Below are 26,272 nucleotides of genomic sequence, written 5' to 3' on the forward strand. Positions count from 1 at the left end.
TAGCTTATAATAAACCAAAGAGCATTAAGGTCGATAAATGAGCAAAACCTGGGGCATATTGATGCTAGGCGTAATTAGCGCACCATCGCTTGCCGAAACTGAACTGGCACACAATTTATGTGGCATTTCAATGCAAACCAGAGCTTGGCAACCTCTACCAAATTTAGCGGTAGGATCGGTTGATATACAAGCTGACGATGTAGAGCTCCTAGGCACACAAAGCGCTGAATTTACCGGCAATGTTGATATTAACACCCTTGATATGAGTTTGTCCGCACAAACTGCGCTTATAGATAAACAGCGCGGTTTACTTAATGCAACAGGCCCTATTACTTATCAAGACCGTGTAAGCCAAGTAAACAGCTCAGGTTTAAATGCCGATTTAAATAATTCAGAAATAAGCCTACTAGGTGCCGATTACAGCTTAACAGCGCAACAAGGTAAAGGTGGCGCCGAAAAACTCACTGTCAACGAGTCTGGCTTATTGTTAATGAATGCAAGCTTTACTACTTGCCCAAGCGATACACCAGTGTGGGAAATAGAAGCCGACGAAATTAATCTCTCTCGTGAAGAAGGCTGGGGCGAAACCTATAACGCCGTTTTACGTATTCTTGATACCCCCGTTTTATATTTACCTTATTTCACGTTTCCGCTGGATGAGCGACGCAAGTCGGGCTTATTAACACCAAGCATTTCAAGCTCCGACCGTTACGGCCTTGAAACTGTTACGCCTTATTATTGGAATATTGCGCCTAATTTTGACGCCACTATTACACCACGTTATATGTCGCGCAAAGGCTTACAATTGCAAACCGAGTTTAGATACCTGAGCGAGCAACATGAAGGCTTAGTCGGTATTGAATACTTAGATAGCGATGATTCGGAGCCTAGCCTTGATGAGCGCTATATGTTTCATTGGCAGCAACAAAGCTATTTAAGTGAAGACTGGCGCGCCAATATTGATGTAACTAACGTCAGTGATGACAACTACATCACCGATTTAAGCTCTAATTACGCAAATAAAACCGATACCCAACTTTATCGTACCGGCTCTGTGACTCACCTTGGTGACACATGGCGTACCGATATTAAATTTCAAAACTTTGAAGTACTGGGCGATCACTTAGAGTCGTATGCCGCGGTTCCACAAATTAGCTTTACACAAACCGCCCCATGGCGTTTTGATAACTTTGACTTTAGTTTGTCGGGTGAAGTAAGCCACTTTACCAACGAATCTTCAGAAATTGCCATCGACAGTGCTACCCGCGTACACGTAGAGCCAAAAGCGCGCTTTAACTACGCAACGCATGCGTGGTCGTTTCTCTCAGAAGTGAGCTTATTGCAAACTAACTACAAGCAAAGTGGTAATTTAACGGGCACTCAATATAGCGATAGCGTTTCGCGTACCTTGCCAAAAGTACGTTTGTACTCGCAGCTTAACTTTGAACGTGACACCTCGACCTTTTTTGAAGATGGCATTCAAACTCTTGAGCCACAAATACAGTATTTATATACCCCTAATAAGGATCAATCTGAGATAGGCCTATTTGACACCACTCGCCTACAGGATGACTTTTTTGGCCTATTTAGAGATACGCGCTTTTCGGGTGTAGACCGTATAGCCGCAGCTAACCAATTTACGTTAGGTGCAACAACACGCTTATTTGATAATAAACACGAAGAAGTGTTTAACTTTAGCGCGGGTCAAATTTTTTACCTAAATGACTCGGCTAAACCTACCGAGCAAGATTTAGACTCAGAGACAAACTACAACGCCCTTTTTGCAGCGCAAACAATGCTACATTGGCACCGCCGTTGGTACCTCTCAGCGGGTATGCAATACGACACGGATGGTAAACAAATGATCCAGTCAAATGTCACCCTCGATTACAAAGGTGACAATAATGAGCTAGTTCAATTGAACCATCGCTATGCAAATGATGTCTCAGGAAATACAATCGAGCAAACGGGTGTATTTACAAGTATCCCAATTAGTGATCAGTGGCAATTTATTGCAAGCTACCACCGGGACCTTGAAAATAATCGAAGCATCGAATTTTTAAGCGGATTACAGTATGAGTCATGCTGTTGGGCAATCCAAATTACTGGTCACCGTCAGATTGAAACCGATTTAAATCATTCTATCGGGCAGCAACAAGCCACTTTTGATTCAGGTATTAGTTTAAACTTTGTATTAAAAGGGCTTGGCAGTAAGAGCCGTTACGATGCACAAAAATTATTACAACAAGGTATTTTTGGCTACCGTAGACCGTATTTTCTTAATAATTAAGGCAAACGAGCAATTAAGGTGATACTTTAAAGCCCTAAAATGCAGTACGCCCTGTTTTAAAGCAGTACTATTAGAAGAGTAGTAAAAAGAATATGAATTTAAAAAAACTATTATCAACAGCTATTTTAAGCTTAAGCTTATGCCATGGCGCATTTGCCGCCCCACAGGAAATCGACAAAGTAATTGGTGTTGTAAACCAAGGCGTAATTTTAAAAAGTGAAGTAGACACCATAATTAATCGTGTTAAAAAGCAAGCCGCAGAGCAAGGCCAACAACTTCCTAAAGACGAAACGCTTCGCGTACAAGCCGTTGAGCGTTTAGTTAACCAAACGCTTATGATGCAAATGGCTGAACGTATGGGCCTTGAAATTTCAGACAGCCAGTTAGACCAAACACTCGCAAATATGGCAAAAGATCAAGGCGGCAGCATTGCCGATCTTCGTCGTACCATTGAAGCCGCTGGCGAGAGCTTTCAAGCCTACCGCGAAGAAATTCGTAAAGAAATCACCACCCAACAGGTTACCCGTGCCAATGTAGATCGTCGAATCTATATTAGCCAACAAGAAGTAGATAACCTGTTAAAAATAATGGAAAGCCAAGGTCAAAACTCTGAAGAGTATGATATTGGCCACATCCTTATTGATATTCCTAACGATGCAACAGCAGATGAAATCACCAGTGCGAAAACCCGTGCTGACAAAGTTATTGAGCTATTAAACGATGGCCAAGAGTTTAAACGCATCGCTATTTCATCATCAGGTGGCTCAAAAGCGCTTGAAGGCGGACAACTCGGTTATATGGGTATCAACGAAATGCCTTCGTTATTTGCCGAAGCTGTAAAAGGTCAAAAGAAAGGCGCTATTGTTGGCCCGCTTCGCTCGGGTGCTGGCTTTCACATAATTAAGGTGCAAGATGTACGTGGTCGCCAATTAGTAGAAACCACAGAAGTACGCTCACGCCATATTCTTATTAAGCCTTCAATTATTTTAAGTGAAGAAAAAGCACGTAGCATGCTAGCAGGATTTGCCAAAGATTTACGCGCAGGAAAAGCAGACTTTGCTGAGCTTGCTAAAGAATACTCAGAAGATCCAGGCTCAGCCCTTAAAGGCGGTGAGTATGATTGGACTGACCCTACAACGTATGTACCGGCGTTTAAAGATACTTTGTTATCACTTGATAAAAATCAAATTAGTGAACCATTTAGAACACAATTTGGTTGGCACATAGTACAACTTTTAGATAAACGTGTAGCAGATAAAACCGAGCTAGCTAAACGTAACCGTGCGCACGGCATGTTGTTTAATCGTAAATTTAAAGAGGAAAGTTTTAACTGGCAGCAAGAAATGCGCGAACAAGCCCATGTTGAAATTTTCCCTATAGACGAGTAATTATGACATTACGAATTGCAATTACCCCGGGTGAACCTGCGGGGATTGGCCCTGACTTGCTGCTGCAATTAGCTCAGCAACCATGGCAAGCTCAACTGGTCGCTATCGCCGACAAACAGTTATTAAAAGAACGCGCTCAACACTTGGGCCTTAATATTGAGCTAATTGATTTTGATGAAAATGCCCCTGCAGCTAAAGCGCCTGCAGGTAGCATTTATATTCACCAAGTAGATTTAGGCACTGACGTTAAGCTAGGTGAACTAGACGACTTAAACGGCCAATACGTGCTTGATACCTTACGTATTGCCAGCGAAAAAAATATGGACGGTACCTTTGATGCCGTTGTCACGGGCCCTGTTCACAAAGGGATTATTAATAAAGCCGGTATTTCCTTTAGTGGCCACACGGAGTACTTTGCTCAGCAATCGGGCACCTCTGATGTCGTAATGATGCTAGCAACTGAAGGCTTGCGTGTTGCCCTAGTAACAACGCATATACCACTGGCTTATGTATCGCGTGCAATTACACAAGAGCGCTTAACCAAAGTTATTAGTATTTTAAACCACGACTTACAAACTAAGTTTGGTATTGAGCAACCAAAAATTTTAGTGTGTGGATTAAACCCCCATGCCGGCGAAGACGGTCATTTAGGCACTGAAGAAATAGAAACAATTTCACCTACGCTTGAGCTCTTAAACAGCCAAGGCATGAATTTAATTGGTCCGCTTCCTGCCGATACCCTATTTCAGGATAAATACCTCTCTCAAGCCGATGCCGTGCTTGCTATGTATCACGATCAGGGTTTACCTGTGCTAAAATACAAGGGATTTGGTAACTCGGTAAATATAACCTTAGGTTTACCATTTATCCGCACTTCGGTTGATCACGGTACTGCGCTTGATTTAGCAGGCACCGGTGACGCTGAAGTTGGCAGTTTTGAATTAGCGATCCGCGAAGCAATTAAGCTCGCCCATGAAAAAGCACAGAATCAATGACCGATAAAGTACATTTAGGACACCGCGCCCGTAAACGTTTTGGGCAAAACTTTTTATTTGATGAATCTATCATTGATAAAATAGTGACTGCAATCGATCCTAAACCACAAGACAACCTAGTAGAGATTGGCCCAGGTTTAGGCGCAATTACCGAGCCTGTTGCCGATTTAAGCGGCCAACTTACTGTTGTTGAGCTAGATAAAGACTTAGCTCAGCGTTTAATTGAGCACCCTTTTTTAGGTCCTAAATTAAACGTAAACCAAGGCGATGCAATGAAGTTTGACTTTGCAAGCCTTGTACGCGATGACAAAAAATTAAAAGTGTTTGGTAACCTGCCTTACAATATTTCTACGCCATTACTGTTTCATCTTTTTGAGTTTGCTGATCATATTGAGCACATGCACTTTATGCTGCAAAAAGAAGTAGTAAAACGTATGGTTGCAGGCCCAGGCAGCAAAACCTTTGGCCGCTTAAGTGTGATGACGCAATACTACTGCCACGCAATGCCCGTGGTTGAAGTACCGCCAGAATGTTTTAAACCAGCACCTAAAGTAGACTCTGCGGTTATTCGTCTGATCCCTAAAAAAGCCGAGCAACGTACCGCTAAAAGCGTGAAAATTTTAAACACCGTGTGTTTAGAAGCCTTTAATCAACGCCGTAAAACATTGCGTAACAGCTTAGGCAACTTACTCACCGCAGATGAGCTTACCAGCATTGGTATTGATATTACTTTGCGTGCTGAAAGCCTAACGTTACAACAATTTATTGATATAGCTAATTGGATTTATGACAACAAGCAGTAATATTAGCTCTCCTGTAAAAGTCTCTGTAGAGACTTTTTATGTTGAAGGGCAATCTCAGCCTGAGCTAGAAAAGTACGTTTTTGCCTACTCAGTGACAATTAAAAACCACAGTCTTTGCAGCGCTACACTTTTAAGCCGTTATTGGTTGATCACCGATGCCAATGGTAAAGAAGTTGAAGTAGAGGGCGAAGGCGTTGTGGGCGAAACCCCCGTTATAGGCCCAGGCGAAACTTACAAATACACCAGTGGCGCAATATTAGACACCCCTGTTGGCACCATGCAGGGACACTACACACTGCGCAATGAGTTTGGCTCTGAGTTTGAAGCACCTATAAGCGTATTTCGTTTAGCGTGCCCTAACATTTTACATTAGTAAAAAGCGCCATGGCTGATTACGCAATTGGTGATTTACAAGGCTGCTTTAAAGAGTTTAGCCGCTTGCTCAAACGGGTTGACTTTAACCCAAGCAAAGATCACCTTTATTTAGTGGGCGATATCGTCGCACGTGGGCCGGACTCTCTGGCCTGCCTAGATTATATTTATCGCCATCAAGACAGCATGAGTGTTACTTTAGGCAATCATGATTTACACATGGTTGCCTGTCACTATCTTAATAAGCCAATCAACCCCAAAGATAAACTCGGTGCTATTTTTGATAGTAAAAAGCTTCATCACTATATAGCCTATTTGCAAACTCAGCCGCTTGCTATTTATTTAGCACAGCACCGCAGCTTTATATCGCATGCAGGGCTTAACCCTAATTGGTCTATAGAAAGCGCACTTAAACACGCACAGTTTGCTCAGAGTTGTTATCAATCGGCTAATGCTAAGCACTTTTTTGAAAAAATGTATCAGCCCCACCCCGCGATATGGCATGACGATTTAAACGAATTTGATAAGTTTAGGTACATTGTTAACTACTTTACCCGCATGCGCTTTTTAACCAGCAACAACACGTTAGAGCTTAGTGCGAAAGGCGCAATTAGCGATAATAAAACGTTAACAGCCTGGTTCACTCACCCTAATATAAAAGCATTAGAAAACAACCTTATATTTGGCCATTGGGCCGCTCTTGAAGGGGTTACTCAGCTCAATCACATACATGCGCTCGATACCGGATGCGTATGGGGCGGTGCTTTAACGATGATGAACTTGCAAACTAAGCAAAAAATAGTAGAAAAGCCGACGCTTTTATCTAAATAAACTGTAAAACCCCAGCACATATGTTAAATTTAAATTAATAGATATTAATTGCTTAACTTATTGGTTAAAAAGCCGATAAGATGTGATTGAAGTACTTTAATTGGAAATCCATATGAATCTGACAGTAAGCCAACGAATTTGGTGTGGTTTTATATTTATCACCTTATTACTCATAATCATTGGTGGTAACTCTTTAATAAAAATTGCGAGCATTGACCGCTCTACCCAGCAGGTAAACCAGTTATCACTGCCCGCGCTTAATAAAAGCTCAGAACTACAAGCTGAATTTATTTTAATGAGTAAAGCAGCCCAAGCTAGTTTTTATACCACCTCAAGCGCACAGCTCACCCCTATAAAACAAAAAGTACTTGAGCAAAAAGACAAATTCAACTCGCTGCACGCCGACCTTCAACGTGTTGTAAAAAACGATGCATCACTGAGTCAAAAAAGCCAAGCTGTAGAAAAAACCTACTTAAGCTTTTTAGGTACGGTCGAAAACCTATTAGCTGATAAAGATAAACAACTAGCACTTAATAAAACCCTCACAGCACAGCTTGAAACAATTGAGATTGCAGCTGAAGATGCCAATTCAGTCGTGCTTGATATCACAGATATTACTAACTTTGAGCAAAATCACCCACGCGCTTACCAAGCCGCCAATAACTTAGAAAACAACTTTATGTCTGTGGTGAGTAACAGTACCGATATGCTCACGGTTAAGACGACAAACACCTTAGATATTGTAAAAAATGAGCAAGCTTATTACCTTGACGAAGTAATTCGTACTTTAACGTTAATAAAGCCAGCTATAGAGCAAGATAACAACGACCTATACAGTGATTTACAAGCATACGTTGATACGCTGATAGAAAATATTAGCGGTAATAATAGCCTAGCGGCCAATAAGCAGCGCCTTATTGACGCTATCGCACTTACCGAAAAAGAACTTGCCCAATCAGAGCAAGCGACCACTATGGCACTGTCGCAAATTGATGATTTAGTGACACAAGCAAGTACTGTAGCTTACAAATTACAAGAAGGTGTTCGCGAGGATGTAGACTCAGCGACGCTCTGGACATGGGCAGGCATGATCATCGCAACGTTAATTGCAATCGCAATTGCGATTCTTACCGTTAATAGAATCACTAAGCCACTGGCTGAGGTTAATCGGATTTTAGATATTGTTGCCAGCGGTGATATGACCCAACGCTTAGATGACTCTGCAAAAGATGAATTTGGCGAGCTATCAAAAAGCTGTAACACCCTTATAGATAGCCTACGTAGCTTAATTAAGGGCATTATTTCACGCTCAACTCAACTAGCAGCGGCGTCTGAGCAAACATCGGCCATTACCGGTGAGTCAAGCCAAGCTATCCGTAACCAACAAGCACAAGTAGAGCAAGCAGCAACAGCCACAACCGAAATGAGCAGCACGTCGCAAACAGTAAGCAACAGCGCACAACAGGCACTTAACGAAATTAAAAATGCCGATAAAGAAGCTGAACGTGTAAAAGGGATATCTCATCAAAATAAAGCCACTATTGAGCAACTTGCTCGCGAGGTGGACGATGCATCAGGTGTTATTAATAAGCTTCATCAAGACAGCGCATCTATAGGCAGTATTTTAGATGTAATACGCGGCATTGCAGAGCAAACCAACCTATTAGCACTTAACGCTGCAATTGAAGCGGCACGTGCCGGTGAATATGGCCGAGGTTTTGCAGTAGTAGCGGATGAAGTACGCTCACTGGCAAGCAAAACGCAAGAGTCGACCCAAGAGATACAATCTATGATTGAATCGCTTCAAAGTGGCGCAGAAGCGGCTGTAACAGCAATGTATAAAGGTAAACAGCAAGCAGAGTCATGTGTTGAACAAAGCGACTTAGCAAGCAGCGCATTAGACTCAATCACACTTGCCGTATCGCAAGCACACGATGTAAGTGAAGAAATCTCTACCGCAGCTCAAGAGCAACAACAAGTATCACAAGAAATTAGTGAACGTTTAGAATCTATTGTAGCCATAGCCGAGCAAACAGCTGAGGGTGCAAATCAAACAAACATTTCAAGCTCAGAAGTAGCCAAACTTGCTGAAGAGCTAAGAATATCGGTAGAAAACTTTAAGGTGTAATGCACACCTAACAGCAGTAAATTAACGCAATAAAAAACCCGATACTGTTACTCAGTATCGGGTTTTTTGTTTACTTGTTTTAACGCTTAGCGAGAAGCACGCTGGCGATTGCCGCCCACTTTAGGCTTAGTGTTAGCCTTTTTAAATTGGCTAAACCCAGTATGGCGAGTTAAGGCTGGGCGCCCTCCTTTACCTTTACCAGCGCCTTTATGTACTTTTTCATCGCGGCCTTCTTCTGGCACTAAGCAATTTGGGCCTTTACCAATTAAATTGGCTTTACCCATACTACGCAGTGCATCGCGGATCATTGGCCAACCAGATGGATCGTGATAACGCAATATGGCTTTGTGTAAGCGACGTTGGCGCGCTCCTTTTGGCACGGGTACTTGCTCTTTGTTGTTTTTAATATTACGCAACGAGTTCATTTCTGTATGGTAAATGGTGGTTGCATTGGCCATAGGCGACGGGTAAAAGTTTTGTACTTGGTCTAACTTAAAGTCGTTAGATTTAAGCCACAATGCCATGTTAACCATGTCTTCGTCTTTGGTACCTGGGTGCGCTGAAATAAAGTACGGGATTAAATACTGCTTTTTACCCGCTTCTTTTGAGTACTTATCAAATAGCTCTTTAAATTGATCGTAAGCACCCATGCCCGGCTTCATCATTTTAGACAAAGGGCCATCTTCTGTGTGCTCAGGGGCAATTTTTAAATAGCCACCCACATGATGTGTCACCAGCTCTTTTACATAGCGAGGGTCTTGTACGGCTAGATCGTAACGAACGCCTGAGGCGATCAAAATCTTTTTAATGCCTTTCACTTCACGGGCTTTTTTGTATAAATCGATAGTAGGTGTATGGTCTGTATCCATGTGCTTACATATATCAGGATAAACACATGAAAGTCGTCTACAGGTACTTTCTGCTTTTTTGCTCGTACAGCGCAATTTATACATGTTGGCCGTTGGGCCACCTAAATCAGAGATAACACCGGTAAAACCAGGTACTTTATCTCTAATTTGTTCTATTTCATCAATAATCGACTCTTGCGAGCGACTTTGAATAATACGTCCTTCATGCTCGGTAATAGAGCAGAACGAACAGCCACCAAAACAGCCACGCATAATATTAACCGACGTTTTAATCATATCGTAGGCTGGTATTTTTGCATCACCATAACTTGGGTGCGGTATACGCTGATAAGGCAAACCAAATACATCATCCATCTCATGGGTTTCGAGCGGAAATGCCGGCGGGTTAACCCAAATAGAGCGATCGCCATGGCGCTGAAATAACGCACGAGCACAACCTGGGTTGGTCTCTTGGTGCAAAATGCGCGAAGCATGGGCATAAAGCGGTTTATTAACACTTACTTGCTCAAATGCAGGCAGTTTAACGTATGTTTTTTCCCACGGTTTAGGACGCGCAGGCTGAATAGTTATAGGCTTAGCGGCCTCTGCTTTTAAATCAATACCGGCTTGCTTAAACTCTGATTTACTACACCCAACATCATCAGCCCCATAGGGGTTTGGGATAGGGTCAATTTTGCCAATTTTATCAATCGCTGTTGAATCACTTCCGCGCCAGCCCGGTATTGGCTCTTTACGAATAACCGCTGTACCACGAATATCCTGAATTGTATCCATAGTTTCGCCAGCGGCTATACGATGGGCTACTTCCACCAGCGGGCGCTCTGCATTACCATAAATAAGGATGTCGGCTTTGGCATCAAATAAAATACTACGGCGTACTTTTTCTTGCCAGTAGTCGTAATGAGCAATACGGCGCAAGCTTGCTTCAATACCACCAATAACAATAGGCACACCTTTGTAGGCTTCGCGTAAGCGCTGAGAGTAAATCATCACCGCACGGTCAGGGCGCTTGCCGCCCACATTACCTGGTGTATAGGCATCGTCATGGCGCATTCGTTTTTCTGCCGTGTAGCGGTTGATCATCGAATCCATGTTGCCGGCTGTTACACCAAAAAATAAGTTTGGTTTACCAAGCCCCATAAAGGCATCTTTTGATTGCCAATCTGGCTGAGCAATTATACCTACTCTAAAGCCTTGCGCTTCAAGTACACGGCCAATAACCGCCATACCAAAACTAGGGTGATCAACATAGGCATCGCCGCTAATAATTATAATGTCGCAGCTATCCCAGCCAAGAGCGTCCATTTCTTCGCGAGTGGTAGGTAAAAATGGGGCGGTGCCATAACATTCTGCCCAATATTTGGGGTATGAAAATAGCGCGCGTTCAGCTTTAAGGGAGCTCATAGTTTTGGCCGTAGAATAACAAAAGGCGCGAATTATATCCTAATACATTGCTTATTTATACAACATTACCTAGAGATATCGCGCCTACTGTAAAGTCTGTTTATATTAAGTTTTTTTACTTCGCTCTTTAATAAACTCTAAAAGTTCGTGCTCAGGCATTGGCTTAGCGTACATAAAACCTTGTACTTCATCACACCCTAAGTTTTTCAAAAACTCTGCCTGCTGCTGTGTTTCTACACCTTCAGCAATTGTTTTTAGTCCTAGTTTAGCACCAAGCGACACCACCAAAGCAGCAATAGCACCGGTGTCGTTATCGGGTAAATCTTTTACAAATGCGCGGTCTATTTTAAGCCTGTCAAGCGGTAAACTTTGTAAGTAACTTAACGAAGAAAAGCCCGTTCCAAAATCATCAATCGCCACTTCTACGCCTAATTCTTTTAACTCTTTTAGGGTATTGATCACGGTTTCTAATTCATCCATTACCACGCTTTCAGTCACTTCTAACTCTATATTACAGGGTTTAACATCGTACTTTTGTAAGGTGTTTTTTACTGTTGTAGCGTAGCCTTTAACCTTAAATTGCGGCACAGATACATTTACAGCAATGCAAATTTCTTCACCGAGTGCCTCTAAGCGTTTTTGCTGTTGGCAAGCTTGTTCTAAAACCCATTGGCCAATATCAACAATTAAACCGGCATGCTCTGCTAAAGGCACAAACACCGCGGGAGATATAAACGAGCCATCTTCTGATGGCCAGCGCAGCAATGCTTCACAGCCAATCAAAGATAAATTATCAAGTGAAAGCTGAGGTTGATACCACACTTGGAGCTTTTGCCGAGCAAAGTCATGACGTAACTGCCTAATGATACCTAAGCGCCAAGCCATTTTGTCTTGCATATCAATATCGTAGTAAATACCCTCTTTGCATCTAAGCTTTTTAGCTTGGTTTAATGCAATATAGGCAACTTTGAGTGTATCTAACCCAGTACTTTGAAAGTCTTGCTGCTGACATAAACCAATTCTAAAATCGACAGGCAAAATATGCTCGCCAGCACTAAAAGGCACACTTAGCACGTCGTTAAATTGTTCAAGGTCAAACTCCGTTTGGCTAATAATAAAGGCAAATACATCTGCGCCAATACGCGACAATAACTTTGCGTCTGGGTAAGCATCTTTAAGCCGCTTTACAATCTCGATTAACAAATGATTGCCAATTTCTTGTCCTAAGCCATTGTTAATATCTGCAAAACCAATCACATCAATTAATACAAAAACGTAGTCATTAACATGTGGTTTTTGATAACGCACCACCCGCTCAATAAAATTAGTACGATTAGAAATACCGGTTAGTACGTCTTTGTAGGCCGCATCTCTTAGTTTTACAAACAGCCTTACGTTATCAAGGGCTACACTCACATTAGTAAGAAAAATCTCTGCAAATTGCAGCTGCGCATCACTCGGTTTATGCTCGCACTCTAAATAAATAGCAGCCTGGCGGTGCTTACTTTTAACAATAAAAGTTACGCTCGAATCAGTTTGGCAATGCTGAGCCGACTCAAAACACTGCTCTACTTGCTCAAGCGCAATGCTATCAACATTAACAAGCTTTTCACCAAAGTAGCTCTCATAATGGCCACTGCCACCCAATACTTGAATAAAGTTATCGCCATCTAGCTTACTGCATACCAACCCAACTTGCTGACACTCTAAAATAATGCCCAAGTGTTTAATAATCTCTTTGCACAACACTTTAATATCGGTAAGCCCTAAAATAGACTTTGAAGCCGAAACAATGGTGTTCATTGCATCACTTTGATACTCAAGTTGGCACACTTGCTCGTACGAGCGAATAGCGGTAATTAAAGAAGTTACTAATTTAGAACGAGTTAACTCTGTTTTTGTTTTATAATCGTTAATGTCATATTCGCGAATTACTTTTTCTTCTGGGGTGTTGCCCGCTTGGCCGGTACGTAAAATAATTCGCACATGCTGGTTGTTAAGCTCTTCGCGTACGCGCTTTACAACTTGCAAACCCGCATCATCAGATTCCATCACTACATCTAAAAAAATAACGGATATTGTATTATTGTTTTTGAGTATTTCGATGGCTTCGCTGCCAGAGTACGCATCGTGAAAACGCAGCCCTGCCCCCCAAAACTCTACGCCCGACAATGCAAGCTTAGTCACTGAATGTATTTCAGGATCGTCATCAACGATCAAAACATCCCAAAAATCAGATAATTCTTGGGTTATTTCTTCTTCGTTGTCTGGCGCTAAAAATAAAAAATCGCTTTGCTCTGACGACATTATCTACCCTTTATCAGTTTTAATACTTATATAAGCTCATACCTATGTGCTAAAAATATATTTTTGGTTTATAGGCTAATTCATACTATAGTCGATTAATAAAAAGTTGTTATATTTCAAACTAAAAAACTCGTAAAAGGTGTGCCTATTAAATTTTTTAAAATCCTTATAAAAACGCTCTTATTGTTAGTTTTAGTGGCTATTTTGATTGGTTTAACCCTGCCGCAAAATTACAGCGTAAATAAAAACATACAAATAAATGCCAATGTAGCGACCGTTAAATCGCTTGTGTCTGACTTTAGCCTTTGGCATACATGGTCACCTTGGGGCAAAGTAGATCCGTCTATCACTTTTACTTTAGGCGAACCTAGTCGAGGTATAGGCGCGCATCAATCGTGGCAAAGTGACTGGGGGTATGGAGAAATGACCATTACTTCGCTTTCACAAAATAAAATGACCTTTAATGCGCTTTTAAAAAATGAGCATATTATTGAAGGTGAAATTACATTTACCGAAGTAGAAGGTGTGGTAAATGTAACGTGTAATATTAATGGCCAAACCAATACCCCGCTAATTTCGGGTTATCTATCAATTTTTAGCGAGTATGTATTAAGCAATACAGTGTCACTTGGCTTAAATAACTTACAAACAGTGGCGCAATTACGCGACCAAAAAACACAGCTGGATAACGATGACAGTAAAATCAGCCCAAGCGAGAATTAACCTCGCCAATATAATTGAGTCTTTACTTGGTTACCCCGTAAAAAAAATAACCACAAATACTGGGCAACCAAGTACAGATCAAAGTTACGGTTCTAAAGGCGATCTAAACCCGCTTTATCACATAAATAGCGATAACCCTATTTTAGCGCGCGCCCAAAAGCGCCAAGATTTACTGCTTATAAAACAGCAGCAAAATATAGAAACCATTTTAGCTAAAGCAATGGAATTTTGCCCCGATGTGGCAAGCAATAAGCAACCAGATGCCGACTGGATAGAGCGCTTTATTGCCTTATGTGAAGACACCTCAAATGAATCGATGCAAACACTGTGGGCTAAAATTTTAACTGGCGAGACGCTCAACCCCGGTACATTTTCTATAAAAAGCTTACAAACACTCAAGCATATGACCCAACGCGAAGCTGATGCATTACAAAAGTGTGTATCGCTGAGCAGCTACAACGCAAAAGACGACAGCCACTTTATTTTATTAGGGTTTTATAAAAAGCCTTCGCTTTTCGACTTACTACGAAAAGGCAATAAGGTATCGCTTAATTTAGGAAAAACGGGGATCAGCTTTCCTGATATTTTAACGCTAATGGATCTTAATTTACTCTACAGAAAAGAAATAGAATCGGCGGTATTAAAAGCAGGCCAAGAACTCACCCTGTCGTTTTTATCGCAAAAAGTGATGTTAAGAGCTAAAAGCAGTGACTTAGTATTAAGCTATTACAAGTTTACCCAAACTGGCGATGAGCTTTCTAAGCTTATAAATTACCCTGTAAATAAGGTGTATAAGCAATTAATTAATAATGCATTGGAGGGAGAGTTTGATTTAACGTGGCATGTTAATAAATAACACACCACGCTGTAAGCTCACTAATTAAAAGTGAACTTGAATACCCGCAAATGGGCCTGATGCGTCAATATCGGTATTAATATCATCAACATCATCTAGCTCTAACGTCATTGAGCGGTAACCCGCTTTAATAGCTACATCTACCGCTAGGTTATCAATAAGTTCATACGCTACGCCTACTTGGTAGTCTTGTACTTTACTATCGTCGATAGCTAAAAAGCTGCCTTCAAAAAACACGCTCAAACCCGTAAATGGTAAGCCTGCTTCAGCACGACCATAAGCAAGTGGAACAAAGCCCGAAAAATCTTTAGTCTCAGAGAAGTTAGTGCCACCTTGTTGAGTGGTACCAGTTACAACAATGTCACCGTCAAACTGCTTTGCGTTTAAACCTAAATCAATTGAAATTAAATCGTTATCAAAAATTTCGTAATAAAGAATGTAATCAATGTGAGTTAAATCACTTAATGTATTTGCAGTTGTACCAACTACGTAATCTGAGCCATTAAAGCTAAACGTATCAGTAAGGGTTGCTGAGCCATTAAGTTCAAGCTCAGTGTATTTAAGCTTTAGGTTAGGAACTAATGGCACTGGGTGCTCTAGTGCCGCGTAGTAGCTAATAAAGGTTTCGTCTTCAAAATTAAAATCTTGTGGTGCGTTATCTTTGTAAGAAAACTGACCGTCGTTATCTGACTGCCAGCCATCAACACCTACATATAAACCTAATAGAGTGTCTGCCTGTGCTGCAGGGGCTAAACATGCCATTGAAAGGGCAGCTGCTAAACAATACTTTTTCATTTTTTATCCTTGAGCTAGTAGTTCGCTAAGTTCGATTAAAGCCGCATTGGCTCTTGAAATATAATTTGCCATAACTAAAGAATGATTTGCCACAAAGCCAAAACCATTCCCGTTTAATATAATTGGGCTCCACACGGTTTCTTGTGTTGCCTCAAGCTCACGTATAATTTGCTGTAAGCTTACACGTGCATTTTTCTTTTCTAATACATCAGCAAAGTCATACTCAACCGCTTGTAAAAAGTGTAATAACGCCCACGTTGCACCGCGCGACTCGTAAAACACGTCGTCTATTTCCCACCACGACGTTCTTACTTGTTGCTGAAGTGGTGTGTAGGTCGCTTGCGTGTTTGAAGAGTTACCGGCTAAATCGGTATTTACTTTGTCTTGGCCAACACTTGCACTTAAACGCTGACTTAAACTGCCTAAACGCTTTTCGGCTTCTTTTAACCAGCTACGTAGATTATCTGCACGTGAATAAAATTGGCTATCGCGCTCATGCTCGTTAGCAATTTGTGAGCGGTACACAAGAAGGTAGTCTATTCCCTTTTGGTACTCTCCCTCGGCACTTGGCCACGCCCATGCCTCAGAGCTAATATTAAATTGTGGCTGCGCTTTTTTAAGGGCTTCATGTTCGGTAGATTGCGACTGTGAACGGCTAAAGTCTTTACGCATTGATAGCGCTAAATCACGCACCATTTCAAGCGCGCCATATTCCCACGCAGGCATGTCATCCATTATCACACTTGGCGGCATCACATCGTTTGATAGATATCCACCTTGCTTATCAAGTAATGTGCTAGCAACGGTAATAAGCGTTGAGGTGGTTGTATAGCCTGTTACCATTTTTTCGTTGCGTGCTTGCGCGGTTTCTTTTGCATTAGTTACTACGTTAAAACGTGCCGGCTCAATGCTCCAATAAACTGCAATAGCGTAAAAAATAATAAGTAGTACCACCAAGGCACCAGCTATTTTTCCTTTATGTTGCGACATTTATCCTCCTAGTGATGAGCGTGTTGTTTTTTAGATGGCTTTGAATGCGCAGCTTGCGCTTCAAGCGAAACCACTTGAGCATTAGTAAACAAGCGGTTACCGTCACTAAAATATAGCGTGAGTTTACGTTCTTGCCCTACTTTTAGCGGTTCTTGTGGATCAAATACCATTAAATGGTAACCACCAGGCTCAAAGCTTAGGCTTTCATGGCCCTTAATGGTGACGGCTTTAACCTGTTGCATTTTCATCATGCCGTTGACATGTTTGTGCTCATGTATTTCTACACGCCCTAAACCTTCGATGGTTGCTTTAATTAATTTAGCAACACCACCACCGTGGTTAGAAATTGTTAAATAGCCAACACTCGACTTACTACCAGGCAAAAACGCCCTTACTTGTGCATGGCTTACTTCAAGCTTAGCTTCGTCTGTATCGTGGCTGTGCCCAGCATGTGCAGCAACCGATGACGAAAACACATTAATCATTAACGCCGAGGCCATAAAAAAGCACTGCTTCATCATCGCTTTATTCCTTGTGAAAGCATAAAATTTCACTTTAAATTTAACATAGTTAACTAATAATAGTCAGTTAAATTAAGGCTTAAGAGGTTACTTTTTTGTTATCGAGCACCAACCAGCACAGTACAGCTACAAATAATAATGGCCAGGCTATCATCACTGAACCAAATAACAGTGCCAAAATGGTGCCAACCAGCGCGACAATCCCTGCGCCTATTAACCCCATGGTCACTAAAGCCATTACGGCTACCACTGCAATAATAGCGACTAATACGCCAGCCAGCTCAAGCCCCACCCAGCTCATATCTGCAATCCAAAGTGGAAACTGCCATGAATCAAAATGTATTAGCGACACAGTATCAGTAAAAAGTAACACATATACGACAACACATATTGCTAAGGTTTTCATATCCCTCTCCTAATACGCACGCTCTTTAAGGCAGCAGTGAGCAATCAAATAACCAAGCGCTACTGCAAACGGAAAACTTATAAATAATAAAATTGTTACTAAGCGTGTTGACCACACTGGAAAATCAAGGCGACGCGCTAACCCACTGCATACGCCCGATATTTTTTTATTCAGTGAATCTTTGTACCAACCACGCTGTGTTTTAAAGTTATTCATACTCTACTCCTTAAGCGCTTCGCGCAGTTGTATTGGTATTACTTTGCTTAACACTGGCTTTTAAACGAGCCAGCTCTGCATCTATTTTTTCATTTTTAACTAAAGACTCAATTTGCTCAGCGGTTGATTGCGCTGTATTTGTAAGTTCATAAGCATCAACCTGTGCTTCTATGCCTTCCACTTTTTGCTCTATCATTTCAAAGCGAGACAAAGCATTTGCGACGTTGTCGCTGTGTAATTGCATGTTCACTTTTTCACGTGCAGCAACAATATCGTGGCGTTTTATTAATTGAGCTTGTTTGCTTTTAGCTTGCGCCATTTTTTGCTGTAAACGCTCACAATCTGCTGTAATTTTCTCTATCGACTCTTTTAGAGTATTTAGCTGAGTGTTTTTTGCTGCAATTTGCTCATCTACTCGCTGTTTTTCTACTAACGCAGACTTGGCTAAATCGTCACGGTTTTTAGCAACTGCCAGCTCAGCTTTTGTTTGCCACAAAGTTAAGTCTTTTTGTTTTTGTGCAATTTGGCGTTTAAGCGTTTTCTCTTCGCACAGCAAGGCTGCGGCCGTGCTTCTACATTCGTTAAGCGCTTCTTGCATTTCACTTAGCATAAGGTTGAGGAGTTTTTCTGGGTCTTCTGCTTTATCCAGCATGGCAGCAATATTGGATTGGATAACATCATTTACGCGATTAAATATACTCATTGTTTTGTCCTGTTGTTTTTAATTGATAACAACAACAGGATTCCAAGAGTTATGCCAAGTAACAAAAATTTATTTATAATCCTTTATATTCAATTAGTTAGACAGGTAATAAGTTATTTTAAACTAACTAAAAACTGAATGCTAATAAGCTAAAATCACTAATTTATTTATCTTTTGACTAAATTTTAGTTATAAAAAAACCACTTTAAAAAGTGGTTTTTTTATAACTGGTCAATGCTTTAGTATTACTCAGGCACAAAACTTAATGCTTTATCCATTACCGACAAATCAGCCTGTTTACCGTGACCGTTTTCTGAAAGGTGACGTCTAAATCCGCGCGCCCCTGGCTGCCCCTGAAAAATCCCCAGCATATGGCGTGCTATATGCCAAAAGTTAGCACCTAAACGCATTTCTTCTTCTATGTAATCATACATAGCGCGCACCACATCGTGACGAGTCTGAGTATTGGCCACCTCACCGTAAATCTTTTCATCCACCTCATTAAGCATAAATGGATTACTATATGCTTCGCGACCAATCATAACGCCGTCTATATGCGCTAAATGCGCTAGGCTTTCTTCAATTGTTTTAACGCCGCCATTAATGCTTAAGTCGAGCTGTGGGTAGTCTTTTTTTAGTTGGTAAACGCGTGGGTAATCAAGAGGCGGTACTTCACGATTTTCTTTAGGGCTTAAACCATTTAACCACGCTTTACGGGCATGAATAATAAAGTCATCACAGCCAACTTTATGGCTGGCTTCAATTAATGCGCATAAAAACTCATACGAGTCTTGCTCATCAATACCGATGCGTGTTTTTACCGTAACAGGAATACTAACTTCGCTTTTCATTGCCGCAACACACTGTGCAACCAGCTCAGGCTCGGCCATTAGGCATGCACCAAAGCGCCCGTTTTGTACTCTATCTGAAGGGCAGCCTACATTTAAGTTAATCTCATCGTAACCGCGCTCACCCGCAAGTTTTGCACACTTTGCTAGCGCCTCGGGATCAGAACCCCCCAGCTGCAAAGCAACCGGCCCCTCGTGCTGATTAAAGTGTAGGTAATCGCCGCGACCAAATAAAATCGCCCCCGTGGTGATCATCTCAGTGTATAAAACAGCGTGCTTACTCATCTTACGATGAAAAGTACGACAATGACGATCAGTCCAATCCAGCATGGGTGCAACAGAAAATCTGCGATCTACTTCATTTGCGACCATCACTCTGAACCCATTGATTTATAATGACTTATGTTAAATTTCACAATTTTTTAACTCTCTAAAATTCTGACGATTTCTGGCTATTTCCGCTGATTTTTAACCCTCAGGAAGACAATAGGCAGACAAAACTATGGCTCATTATACCATCCGAAAACGATTTCGCGCAGATCAACCTGTATTTTGTGCGTCAGTTATTCAGAAAAATAAAGGAATAATTACTTTTTCAAAATCTAAAACACATTCATCTAAAACGGCTGCTGCTAAGTGGGCCAAAAACTTAGTCAGTCAATTAGAAATAAATGAAGCGATGAACCACCCAGGACCAAAAGAGATGACATTAGGAGATCTAATTAATGAGTATATGATAAGAAAAGAAAAATCGAACCGCCCTCTGGGTCGTACAGCTAGTTACGGCTATAAAACGATTATAAAACATCCTATTGCCGAGTTAGTTTCTTCTAAAATACAGAGCCATGATATTGTTCAGTTTTGTTTACAACGCAAAAATTCAGAACATAATCCCTCCCCTGCAACAATAAGTATCGATGTAAGCTTAATAAGAAAAGTGCTTCGAATTGGTAAGTCACTACTTGGCGTACACTGTAATCAACAATCTGTTATTGAAGCTTATTGGACTTTATGAGTTTTACGGCACTGCAATCATCGACTTTGATGATATTCGGCAAAAACATCTTGGCTGCTCACATGATGTCGCCACCAGAAAAATAAAATCTGGTGGATTACCATTTGTAACTTTTAGGTTGGCGGATTCACAAAAAGGTAAACTGTTCGTTCATGTTGATGATCTGACCGAGTTAGTCGAACGGCAACGAGAGCGAGCGCGAAAGAGCTCCAAAAGCATATCAGTGAGTTTAAAGATGCCAGCAAAGGGAATAGTTAATGTTTATAAAAATGAACTAGCTTCCCTAGACTCTTATCTAGAACATTAAAAGTAAACTATAAGTGACTTTTAATGAGAAAAAGGCTTTTAGAGGCTATAAGTTAATTATATTTGACTTATATCTATTTCGGCATTACTTTATATTTAAAAGTAAATAATAGTTAACTTATATGAGTAATCTTGCCAAGACAAACAGAACAGGTAAATCGGTTAAGGCAACAGTGATGCCTAACTTATCAAAACGCTTTACCCCTACTCAGCTCGCTGAGGCGATCACTGCAAAGCGAACGGGTATGAAGCTGTCTCTCGTAGATGTATCTGAGTCATTGTCTATTTCAAAGCCAACGCTGGTGAAAATAGAAAAAGGCGATACCAATGTAAAGTTAGCGAACCTTCTCAAGGTAATGGAATACCTTGGTCTTACATTTAGCCTTCTTTCCGATGATGCTACTTCCAAAGAAGAAACAGGGGTAAGTGATGACTGGTACTGATAGAAATACCCTGAACGTTTATATCGGTCATGATCGTAAAATTGCGGCAATAGCCATTCCTGTAGGCTCTGAAACAGAACTAACCTTAACTTATAATCATGACTGGATTAGAGAGGGTTTCGCTATCTCTCCACACTTACCTTTGAATGGTGAGTTTGATCACAGAGCGGTTCGAAACTTCCTACAAAACTTGTTACCTGAAGGTAAAGGGTTAGAAGAGATCACCAGTAATACCACTATCTCCAAAAATAATACCTTTGGGCTCATCAAGATCATCGGCGCAGACACATCTGGCGCGTTGTCATTTACAACCAAAAGCAATGAAGAAACTGAAACTTCATTTCGAGAAGTCACTAATGAAGAACTAATCGAAAAGTTAGCTCGTTTTAAGAATGCTGGAGAATCAATTACCTATTGGGATGGTCATACAAGGCTATCAGTCGCGGGTGTACAAGATAAACTTAACTTATTAGAGATAGATGGCAAATTAGGATTTGGTGAAGGCCAGCTTTGCTCCAATAAGATCTTTAAGTTTGAAACGGGAAAAGCGCCTTTTATTGCTGTGAATGAGTTATTTACCATGTTATTGGCAAAACATTCGGGTATTGATGTACCAGAGGTGGCAGTACGAAAATATGGAGAAGTCAGCGCGTTTGTCATTGACCGTTTTGACCGTAAGTTAATAGCTGAACAACAGCGTGTTATGCGCCGTCACATTATCGATGGCTGCCAAGCAACCAACCTACCTCCATCATACAAATACGAGCGTCAACACGGCGATGAAGGCGACGGTATTTATATTCGTGATGGTGTGTCTTTTGTGAAGCTGTTTAATGTACAAACAACCAATGCCGAAGCGTATCAAACGCAACTTATACGCTGGATGACCTTTAATATTTTAGTGCGTAACTATGATGCTCACGGTAAGAACATCAGTTTCTTTGTGGGTAAACAGGGTCTAAGTCTTACGCCATTTTACGATTTAGTAAATATCGAAGCTATCATTCGAGAGATCCAGGCAAGGCAAGCTGATGAAAAATCTAATGTGGCAATAGCTACAGGCATGGCAAACCATTTCGCGATGTCGATAGGTGAATATGGTGCAGGCAGTGCTGGTAATTTTAATCACCCGTTTACAGCTTATATGTTGGCAGATTTTGCCCAAGAATTTGGAATATCACTCGCGCGTCTGCAATTGTTAATGAGGCAAATGATCAAACAAGTGCAAAGCTCTGTTGATTTAGCTAAAACCGATACGCTTAAACAACAGCTAACTGATTCTGAAATACAGCATGTTGATACCTGTATTCAAATCATTGGTGAATCGATTGAAGAGTTAAGTGCAGAAGTGGATCAAATAACAGAAATGAGTGACTTAATTTAGCGTGGGTTTCTAGCTATTTCTGTTTATTTCATTAAAGTGGAGTGACAATAAGTAGACAGCGAAATTTGCCATTAAAAATTAAATCCTAATAAATCAGTGGTTTAAGTTATTTTTCGCATATATGATTCCAATCAAGCATGGGTGCAACAGAAAAACGTCTGTTTAACGTTGGATTATCTAATGTGCGTTTTTGCAATGTAAAAGCCTCGGGGATTATAAGTAAATACGCCCATAAAAAGGCGCTGTATTTTACACAAAAGCCTAATTAGCATCAATGTTAGCTGTATATTTGTAAACCAAAATAATGCGCGATACCGTTGAGTATATTTGTAACTGCCACAGAGCTTAAAATTAACCCCATGATTCTACTTATAATACTTGCGCCACTGTCGCCTATTAATTTATGTACATGATTTGCGAGTAACAACAGCACAAGCACAACAACTAATACAACCAACATCATCGACGATGTAGTAACTTGCTCAACCCACGAGTATTCTTCGTTACGGGTCATCAGTACTGCGCCAAGCATGGCGCCTGGGCTTGCTATAGAGGGAATGGCTAGCGGAAAAATCGCGGTTTCTGTGCTGTCGCGCACACTTTTAATCTCAGACTCGGGCTTACTTTCACCAAAAATCATTGAAAGCGCAAAAATAAGCAGGACTATGCCCCCAGCTATTTGAAACGCCGACAGCGGTATTTCAATTGCATTTAATAGCTGCTCACCGGCAATAACAAAAAAGAGTAAAACCACAGCGGATACACCCACGGCTTTAAAAACAACTTTTCGTTTAAACTTTTCATCTTCCCCACGTGTCACAGCAATAAATACAGGCACTGTACCTATAGGGTCTATCACCGCAAAAAAGAAAATAAATATAGCTACCAGTTCATGCATTAATGGGGTTCCTAGATAAAAAGTGTTTAATAAAAACGCTGCAAGTACAACACAGTATGTTAGTATATCACGGTAGCGTAAGGATAAGAGAATGATGAATATAGAATCACTCGTAAGTAAAGCAAAACAAGTTTGTGACAACCGTGGTGCGCGTTTTACGCCTATCCGCGAAAAAGTATTTCGCCTATTAGCTAGCGCCCAAGGCGGCGTTGGGGCGTACGATTTACTTGAGCAATTAAAAGTAACAGAAACAGGCGCAAAACCTGCAACAATTTACCGTGCGCTAGACTTTTTATCAGAGCTGGGCTTTATTCACAAAATAGAAAGCACCAATGCATTTATGCTTTGCCATCACTTTGATCATATTCATCCTGTGCAGCTATTAATCTGTGACAGTTGTGGTTTTGTAAAAGAGCTGCACTCTACGGTTATTTCTCACGAGCTAAACAACTTAGCAGCAGAAAGCGGCTTTGTTGTATCAGGGCAAACTATTGAAGCACACGGTAAGTGTGAGTCTTGTAGAAGCTAAACCCAAAGTTTGTTTTAAAGCTATACTCATATTTAGATAGCCACTTTAGCACCAATTTTAAGAGTACCTAACATGAATGTTGAGTTCATTAATCCATTTTTATCTTCTTTGATCAATGTGTTATCTACAATGGCACAAACCGAGTTAAAACCAGGTAAGCCGCGTATAAAAACAGACGAAGTCGCCTGTGGCGATGTATCTGGTTTAATTGGCATGGTAGGCGCGCAAACTCGTGGCTCATTTTCAATTACCTTTGATGAAAACTTAGCTCTGACCATCATGGAACGCATGCTTGGTGAGCGCCCTGACAACATAGACGATGAAGTAACTGATATGGTTGGGGAAATTACTAATATGGTTACCGGTGGAGCTAAAAACTTACTCGGCGAAAAAGGCTATGACTTTGATATGGCTACGCCAATTGTAGTTGCAGGTAAAGGCCACACCATCACACATAAAAGTAAGGGCAAAAAAATAATTATGCCATTTAGCTGTGATGCAGGCGATGCAAATATAGAAGTTAGCTTTGATAAGTTATGAGCTGGCAACAAACTCAAATAACCTTAAAACCGCGCGCTCGAGGATTTCATTTAATAGATGATGAAATACTCGCGCAGCTGAGCGAGCTGGCTAATTATAAAGTTGGCCTATTACATTTGTTTATTCAGCACACATCGGCAAGTTTAACCATAAACGAAAACGCCGATCCTACAGTCCGCATGGATATGGAAAGCCACTTTAACCATTTTGTTCCCGAGCGCCAACCTTACTATCGTCACGATTACGAAGGTGATGATGATATGCCAGCCCATATAAAAACCAGTACGTTAGGGAGTGAATTAAGTATTCCTATAAGCAATGGTCGCTTAGCGCTAGGTACATGGCAAGGTATTTACTTAGGCGAGCATCGCGACGCTGGCGGTGCAAGACGTATTATAGCGACCTTGCAAGGCGAAACCTTTTAACCTTGTATTGACCTCTCCTCCCTTGCTTTTACCCACCTCACCTCGCATTAATTAAAACCCTTTATATCGCGCGGCGGCATGCGGCCACTCGTGCGTTTAATATTTATAAATAATTTTCGTAGGTATAAATCAGATCAAAATATTGTTTTAGAGGTGTTTATTTTAGTGGGATATTTAGAGAGATTGGAGCGGCACACGAGGCTCGAACTCGTGACCTCGACCTTGGCAAGGTCGCGCTCTACCAACTGAGCTAGTGCCGCTTTATATTTTATTCGATACTTCAATTTCTTTTGGTGAGAAATTGGAGCGGCACACGAGGCTCGAACTCGTGACCTCGACCTTGGCAAGGTCGCGCTCTACCAACTGAGCTAGTGCCGCTTCATAGTTAGTCAGTAATTTGTCCGTTGGTGCGCGACGGGCCGCGTCCTACGTTCTGGCAACTGAGCTAGTGCCGCTTTAAAGATTGTCAGTAATTTGTCCGTTGATGCGCGACAGGTCGCGTCCTACGTTCTGGCAACTAAGCTAGAGCCGCACTTACTGATGGTATTTAAACCACTCAAACACACCAACCCCGCGAGGGTTATCGTCTTGAGCGGGGCAGGATTCTACAATAATCTAATGTGTTTGCAAGTGTTTTTTACAAATTAAAGAATTTTTCTCTATACACCTTTAATTCCATAATAGAATCTTTAATGTCATCGAGAGCTAAATGAGAGCCTTTTTTATTTACCTGCTCTAGTACCTCAGGCTTCCAACGTCGGGCAAGCTCTTTAATTGTGCTTACATCTAAATTTCGATAATGAAAAAAGTCTTCAAGCTCGCGCATATACTTATTCATAAAGCGTCTGTCTTGACCTATTGAGTTACCACACATAGGTGATTTACCCGCAGGTACCCACTGCTTTAAAAAATTAAGCGTTTGTTCAACCGCATAAGCCTCATCATATGTACTGGCTTTACAACGGGCCGTCAAACCTGATTTCCCATGCTGTGTAGTACACCATTCGTCCATGCCATCTAACAGCTCATCACTTTGATGAATAGCTATAGTAGGACCTTCCGCGAGTATATTTAAATCGGCATCAGTTACTACTGTTGCAATTTCGAGTATTTTATCTGTGGCCGGCTCAAGTCCAGTCATTTCCAGATCAAGCCAAATTAAATTAGATTCATTAATAGTCATAGTAACCTTAAACAGTGCTTTTCTTTAGATCCAATGCATTTCGATATATCATATTAGCATCAACCGTCGAGCTAAAGCTTTTTTATACGCAAAGCCGACATTTA

27 protein-coding genes and 2 tRNA genes are annotated in these 26,272 nt (G+C 41.2%); 16 read left to right on the forward strand and 13 right to left on the reverse strand.

The genetic code is table 11. The features are described 5' to 3' along the window. Positions 1-37 precede the first annotated feature (37 nt). The 7 genes from lptD (at position 38) to PSI06_RS02530 (ending at position 8,807) form a co-directional block, all read left to right on the forward strand. Positions 38-2,290 (forward strand): LPS assembly protein LptD, encoded by a 2,253-nt coding sequence (gene lptD / locus PSI06_RS02500; protein WP_029773298.1) that lies wholly within the window; start codon positions 38-40, stop codon positions 2,288-2,290. Positions 2,291-2,382: 92 nt separating this feature from the next. Further along, on the forward strand, positions 2,383-3,678 hold the full coding sequence (gene surA, locus PSI06_RS02505; protein WP_004585858.1) for a peptidylprolyl isomerase SurA: 1,296 nt from the start codon (positions 2,383-2,385) through the stop codon (positions 3,676-3,678). A gap of 2 nt (positions 3,679-3,680) precedes the next feature. Continuing rightward, complete coding sequence (pdxA, locus tag PSI06_RS02510; protein ID WP_029773297.1) at positions 3,681-4,673, forward strand: 4-hydroxythreonine-4-phosphate dehydrogenase PdxA; 993 nt, start codon at positions 3,681-3,683, stop codon at positions 4,671-4,673. After that, the gene (gene rsmA / locus PSI06_RS02515) at positions 4,670-5,476 is read left to right on the forward strand and encodes a 16S rRNA (adenine(1518)-N(6)/adenine(1519)-N(6))-dimethyltransferase RsmA (protein WP_004585856.1); all 807 of its coding nucleotides are present in this window, start codon (positions 4,670-4,672) and stop codon (positions 5,474-5,476) included. The genes pdxA and rsmA overlap by 4 nt, the downstream gene beginning before the upstream one ends. Further along, entirely contained in the window at positions 5,460-5,849 is a 390-nt protein-coding gene (gene apaG, locus PSI06_RS02520) for a Co2+/Mg2+ efflux protein ApaG (RefSeq protein WP_029773296.1), read from the forward strand. The genes rsmA and apaG overlap by 17 nt, the downstream gene beginning before the upstream one ends. An 11-nt stretch (positions 5,850-5,860) precedes the next feature. Further along, positions 5,861-6,679, forward strand: coding sequence for a symmetrical bis(5'-nucleosyl)-tetraphosphatase (locus PSI06_RS02525; RefSeq protein ID WP_029773295.1), 819 nt, complete (start codon positions 5,861-5,863; stop codon positions 6,677-6,679). A gap of 112 nt (positions 6,680-6,791) precedes the next feature. Beyond that, complete coding sequence (locus PSI06_RS02530; protein WP_029773294.1) at positions 6,792-8,807, forward strand: methyl-accepting chemotaxis protein; 2,016 nt, start codon at positions 6,792-6,794, stop codon at positions 8,805-8,807. 86 nt (positions 8,808-8,893) lie between these two features. Here the strand turns inward: PSI06_RS02530 and PSI06_RS02535 are convergent, their stop codons facing one another. Continuing rightward, entirely contained in the window at positions 8,894-11,080 is a 2,187-nt protein-coding gene (locus PSI06_RS02535) for a YgiQ family radical SAM protein (RefSeq protein ID WP_138611349.1), read from the reverse strand. A gap of 105 nt (positions 11,081-11,185) precedes the next feature. Continuing rightward, positions 11,186-13,387 carry a bifunctional diguanylate cyclase/phosphodiesterase gene (locus tag PSI06_RS02540; protein WP_273602737.1) on the reverse strand — a complete coding sequence of 734 codons (2,202 nt, stop codon included), beginning with the start codon at positions 13,385-13,387 and terminating at the stop codon, positions 11,186-11,188. Positions 13,388-13,528: 141 nt separating this feature from the next. Here PSI06_RS02540 and PSI06_RS02545 point away from each other — a divergent pair, with 141 nt between their 5' ends. Both PSI06_RS02545 and PSI06_RS02550 read left to right on the forward strand, forming a co-directional pair. Continuing rightward, positions 13,529-14,110: an SRPBCC family protein gene (locus PSI06_RS02545; RefSeq protein WP_004585850.1), complete on the forward strand. Its 582-nt coding sequence runs from the start codon at positions 13,529-13,531 to the stop codon at positions 14,108-14,110. Further along, on the forward strand, positions 14,079-14,966 hold the full coding sequence (locus PSI06_RS02550; protein ID WP_273602738.1) for a TIGR03899 family protein: 888 nt from the start codon (positions 14,079-14,081) through the stop codon (positions 14,964-14,966). Before PSI06_RS02545 ends, PSI06_RS02550 begins: the two co-directional genes overlap by 32 nt. A gap of 24 nt (positions 14,967-14,990) precedes the next feature. On the opposite strand, the gene PSI06_RS02555 is transcribed toward PSI06_RS02550, so the two are convergent. The 7 genes from PSI06_RS02555 to dusA form a co-directional block, all read right to left on the reverse strand. Continuing rightward, the gene (locus PSI06_RS02555) at positions 14,991-15,761 is read right to left on the reverse strand and encodes a TIGR04219 family outer membrane beta-barrel protein (protein ID WP_004585848.1); all 771 of its coding nucleotides are present in this window, start codon (positions 15,759-15,761) and stop codon (positions 14,991-14,993) included. 3 nt (positions 15,762-15,764) lie between these two features. Next, complete coding sequence (locus PSI06_RS02560) at positions 15,765-16,751, reverse strand: DUF2333 family protein (RefSeq protein ID WP_004585847.1); 987 nt, start codon at positions 16,749-16,751, stop codon at positions 15,765-15,767. Positions 16,752-16,759: 8 nt separating this feature from the next. Then, on the reverse strand, positions 16,760-17,272 hold the full coding sequence (locus PSI06_RS02565; protein ID WP_273602740.1) for a copper chaperone PCu(A)C: 513 nt from the start codon (positions 17,270-17,272) through the stop codon (positions 16,760-16,762). A gap of 79 nt (positions 17,273-17,351) precedes the next feature. Beyond that, positions 17,352-17,678, reverse strand: a complete 327-nt coding sequence (locus tag PSI06_RS02570; RefSeq protein ID WP_024031509.1) for a hypothetical protein — start codon at positions 17,676-17,678, stop codon at positions 17,352-17,354. A gap of 9 nt (positions 17,679-17,687) precedes the next feature. Beyond that, positions 17,688-17,894, reverse strand: a complete 207-nt coding sequence (locus tag PSI06_RS02575; RefSeq protein ID WP_029773288.1) for a PspC domain-containing protein — start codon at positions 17,892-17,894, stop codon at positions 17,688-17,690. A gap of 10 nt (positions 17,895-17,904) precedes the next feature. Further along, the gene (locus PSI06_RS02580) at positions 17,905-18,597 is read right to left on the reverse strand and encodes a PspA/IM30 family protein (protein WP_029773287.1); all 693 of its coding nucleotides are present in this window, start codon (positions 18,595-18,597) and stop codon (positions 17,905-17,907) included. A gap of 245 nt (positions 18,598-18,842) precedes the next feature. Beyond that, positions 18,843-19,817, reverse strand: coding sequence for a tRNA dihydrouridine(20/20a) synthase DusA (dusA, locus tag PSI06_RS02585; RefSeq protein WP_029773286.1), 975 nt, complete (start codon positions 19,815-19,817; stop codon positions 18,843-18,845). 130 nt (positions 19,818-19,947) lie between these two features. Here dusA and PSI06_RS02590 point away from each other — a divergent pair, with 130 nt between their 5' ends. From PSI06_RS02590 to PSI06_RS02605, 4 genes are all read left to right on the forward strand, one after another. Then, entirely contained in the window at positions 19,948-20,460 is a 513-nt protein-coding gene (locus tag PSI06_RS02590) for a hypothetical protein (protein WP_029773285.1), read from the forward strand. Next, a complete protein-coding gene (locus PSI06_RS02595) occupies positions 20,438-20,767 on the forward strand; it encodes a pyocin activator PrtN family protein (RefSeq protein WP_164835561.1) in 330 nt (109 codons plus the stop codon). The genes PSI06_RS02590 and PSI06_RS02595 overlap by 23 nt, the downstream gene beginning before the upstream one ends. 175 nt (positions 20,768-20,942) lie before the next feature. Next, entirely contained in the window at positions 20,943-21,209 is a 267-nt protein-coding gene (locus PSI06_RS02600) for a helix-turn-helix domain-containing protein (protein ID WP_085065485.1), read from the forward strand. Continuing rightward, positions 21,193-22,593, forward strand: a complete 1,401-nt coding sequence (locus PSI06_RS02605) for a HipA domain-containing protein (RefSeq protein WP_085065484.1) — start codon at positions 21,193-21,195, stop codon at positions 22,591-22,593. The genes PSI06_RS02600 and PSI06_RS02605 overlap by 17 nt, the downstream gene beginning before the upstream one ends. A 277-nt stretch (positions 22,594-22,870) precedes the next feature. Here the strand turns inward: PSI06_RS02605 and PSI06_RS02610 are convergent, their stop codons facing one another. Next, a complete protein-coding gene (locus PSI06_RS02610) occupies positions 22,871-23,491 on the reverse strand; it encodes a MarC family protein (RefSeq protein WP_029773281.1) in 621 nt (206 codons plus the stop codon). 94 nt (positions 23,492-23,585) lie between these two features. On the opposite strand from PSI06_RS02610, the gene PSI06_RS02615 reads away from it, so the two are divergent. The 3 genes from PSI06_RS02615 (at position 23,586) to PSI06_RS02625 (ending at position 24,985) form a co-directional block, all read left to right on the forward strand. Next, positions 23,586-24,020, forward strand: coding sequence for a transcriptional repressor (locus tag PSI06_RS02615; RefSeq protein WP_029773280.1), 435 nt, complete (start codon positions 23,586-23,588; stop codon positions 24,018-24,020). A gap of 72 nt (positions 24,021-24,092) precedes the next feature. Then, positions 24,093-24,560 (forward strand): chemotaxis protein CheX, encoded by a 468-nt coding sequence (locus PSI06_RS02620; RefSeq protein WP_029773279.1) that lies wholly within the window; start codon positions 24,093-24,095, stop codon positions 24,558-24,560. Beyond that, entirely contained in the window at positions 24,557-24,985 is a 429-nt protein-coding gene (locus PSI06_RS02625) for a secondary thiamine-phosphate synthase enzyme YjbQ (RefSeq protein WP_029773278.1), read from the forward strand. Before PSI06_RS02620 ends, PSI06_RS02625 begins: the two co-directional genes overlap by 4 nt. Positions 24,986-25,169: 184 nt before the next feature. Here PSI06_RS02625 and PSI06_RS02630 read toward each other — a convergent pair. The 3 genes from PSI06_RS02630 to orn all read right to left on the reverse strand — a co-directional run bounded on the left by PSI06_RS02630 (position 25,170) and on the right by orn (position 26,168). Then, a tRNA-Gly gene (locus PSI06_RS02630) sits at positions 25,170-25,245 on the reverse strand. Between the two features lie 42 nt (positions 25,246-25,287). Further along, positions 25,288-25,363: transfer RNA gene (locus tag PSI06_RS02635), tRNA-Gly, on the reverse strand. A 259-nt stretch (positions 25,364-25,622) separates the two neighbouring features. Continuing rightward, positions 25,623-26,168, reverse strand: coding sequence for an oligoribonuclease (gene orn, locus PSI06_RS02640; RefSeq protein WP_004589057.1), 546 nt, complete (start codon positions 26,166-26,168; stop codon positions 25,623-25,625). Positions 26,169-26,272: the final 104 nt, after the last annotated feature.

Source organism: Pseudoalteromonas sp. GABNS16E, assembly GCF_028598715.1.
Classification (GTDB): Bacteria; Pseudomonadota; Gammaproteobacteria; order Enterobacterales; family Alteromonadaceae; genus Pseudoalteromonas; species Pseudoalteromonas atlantica.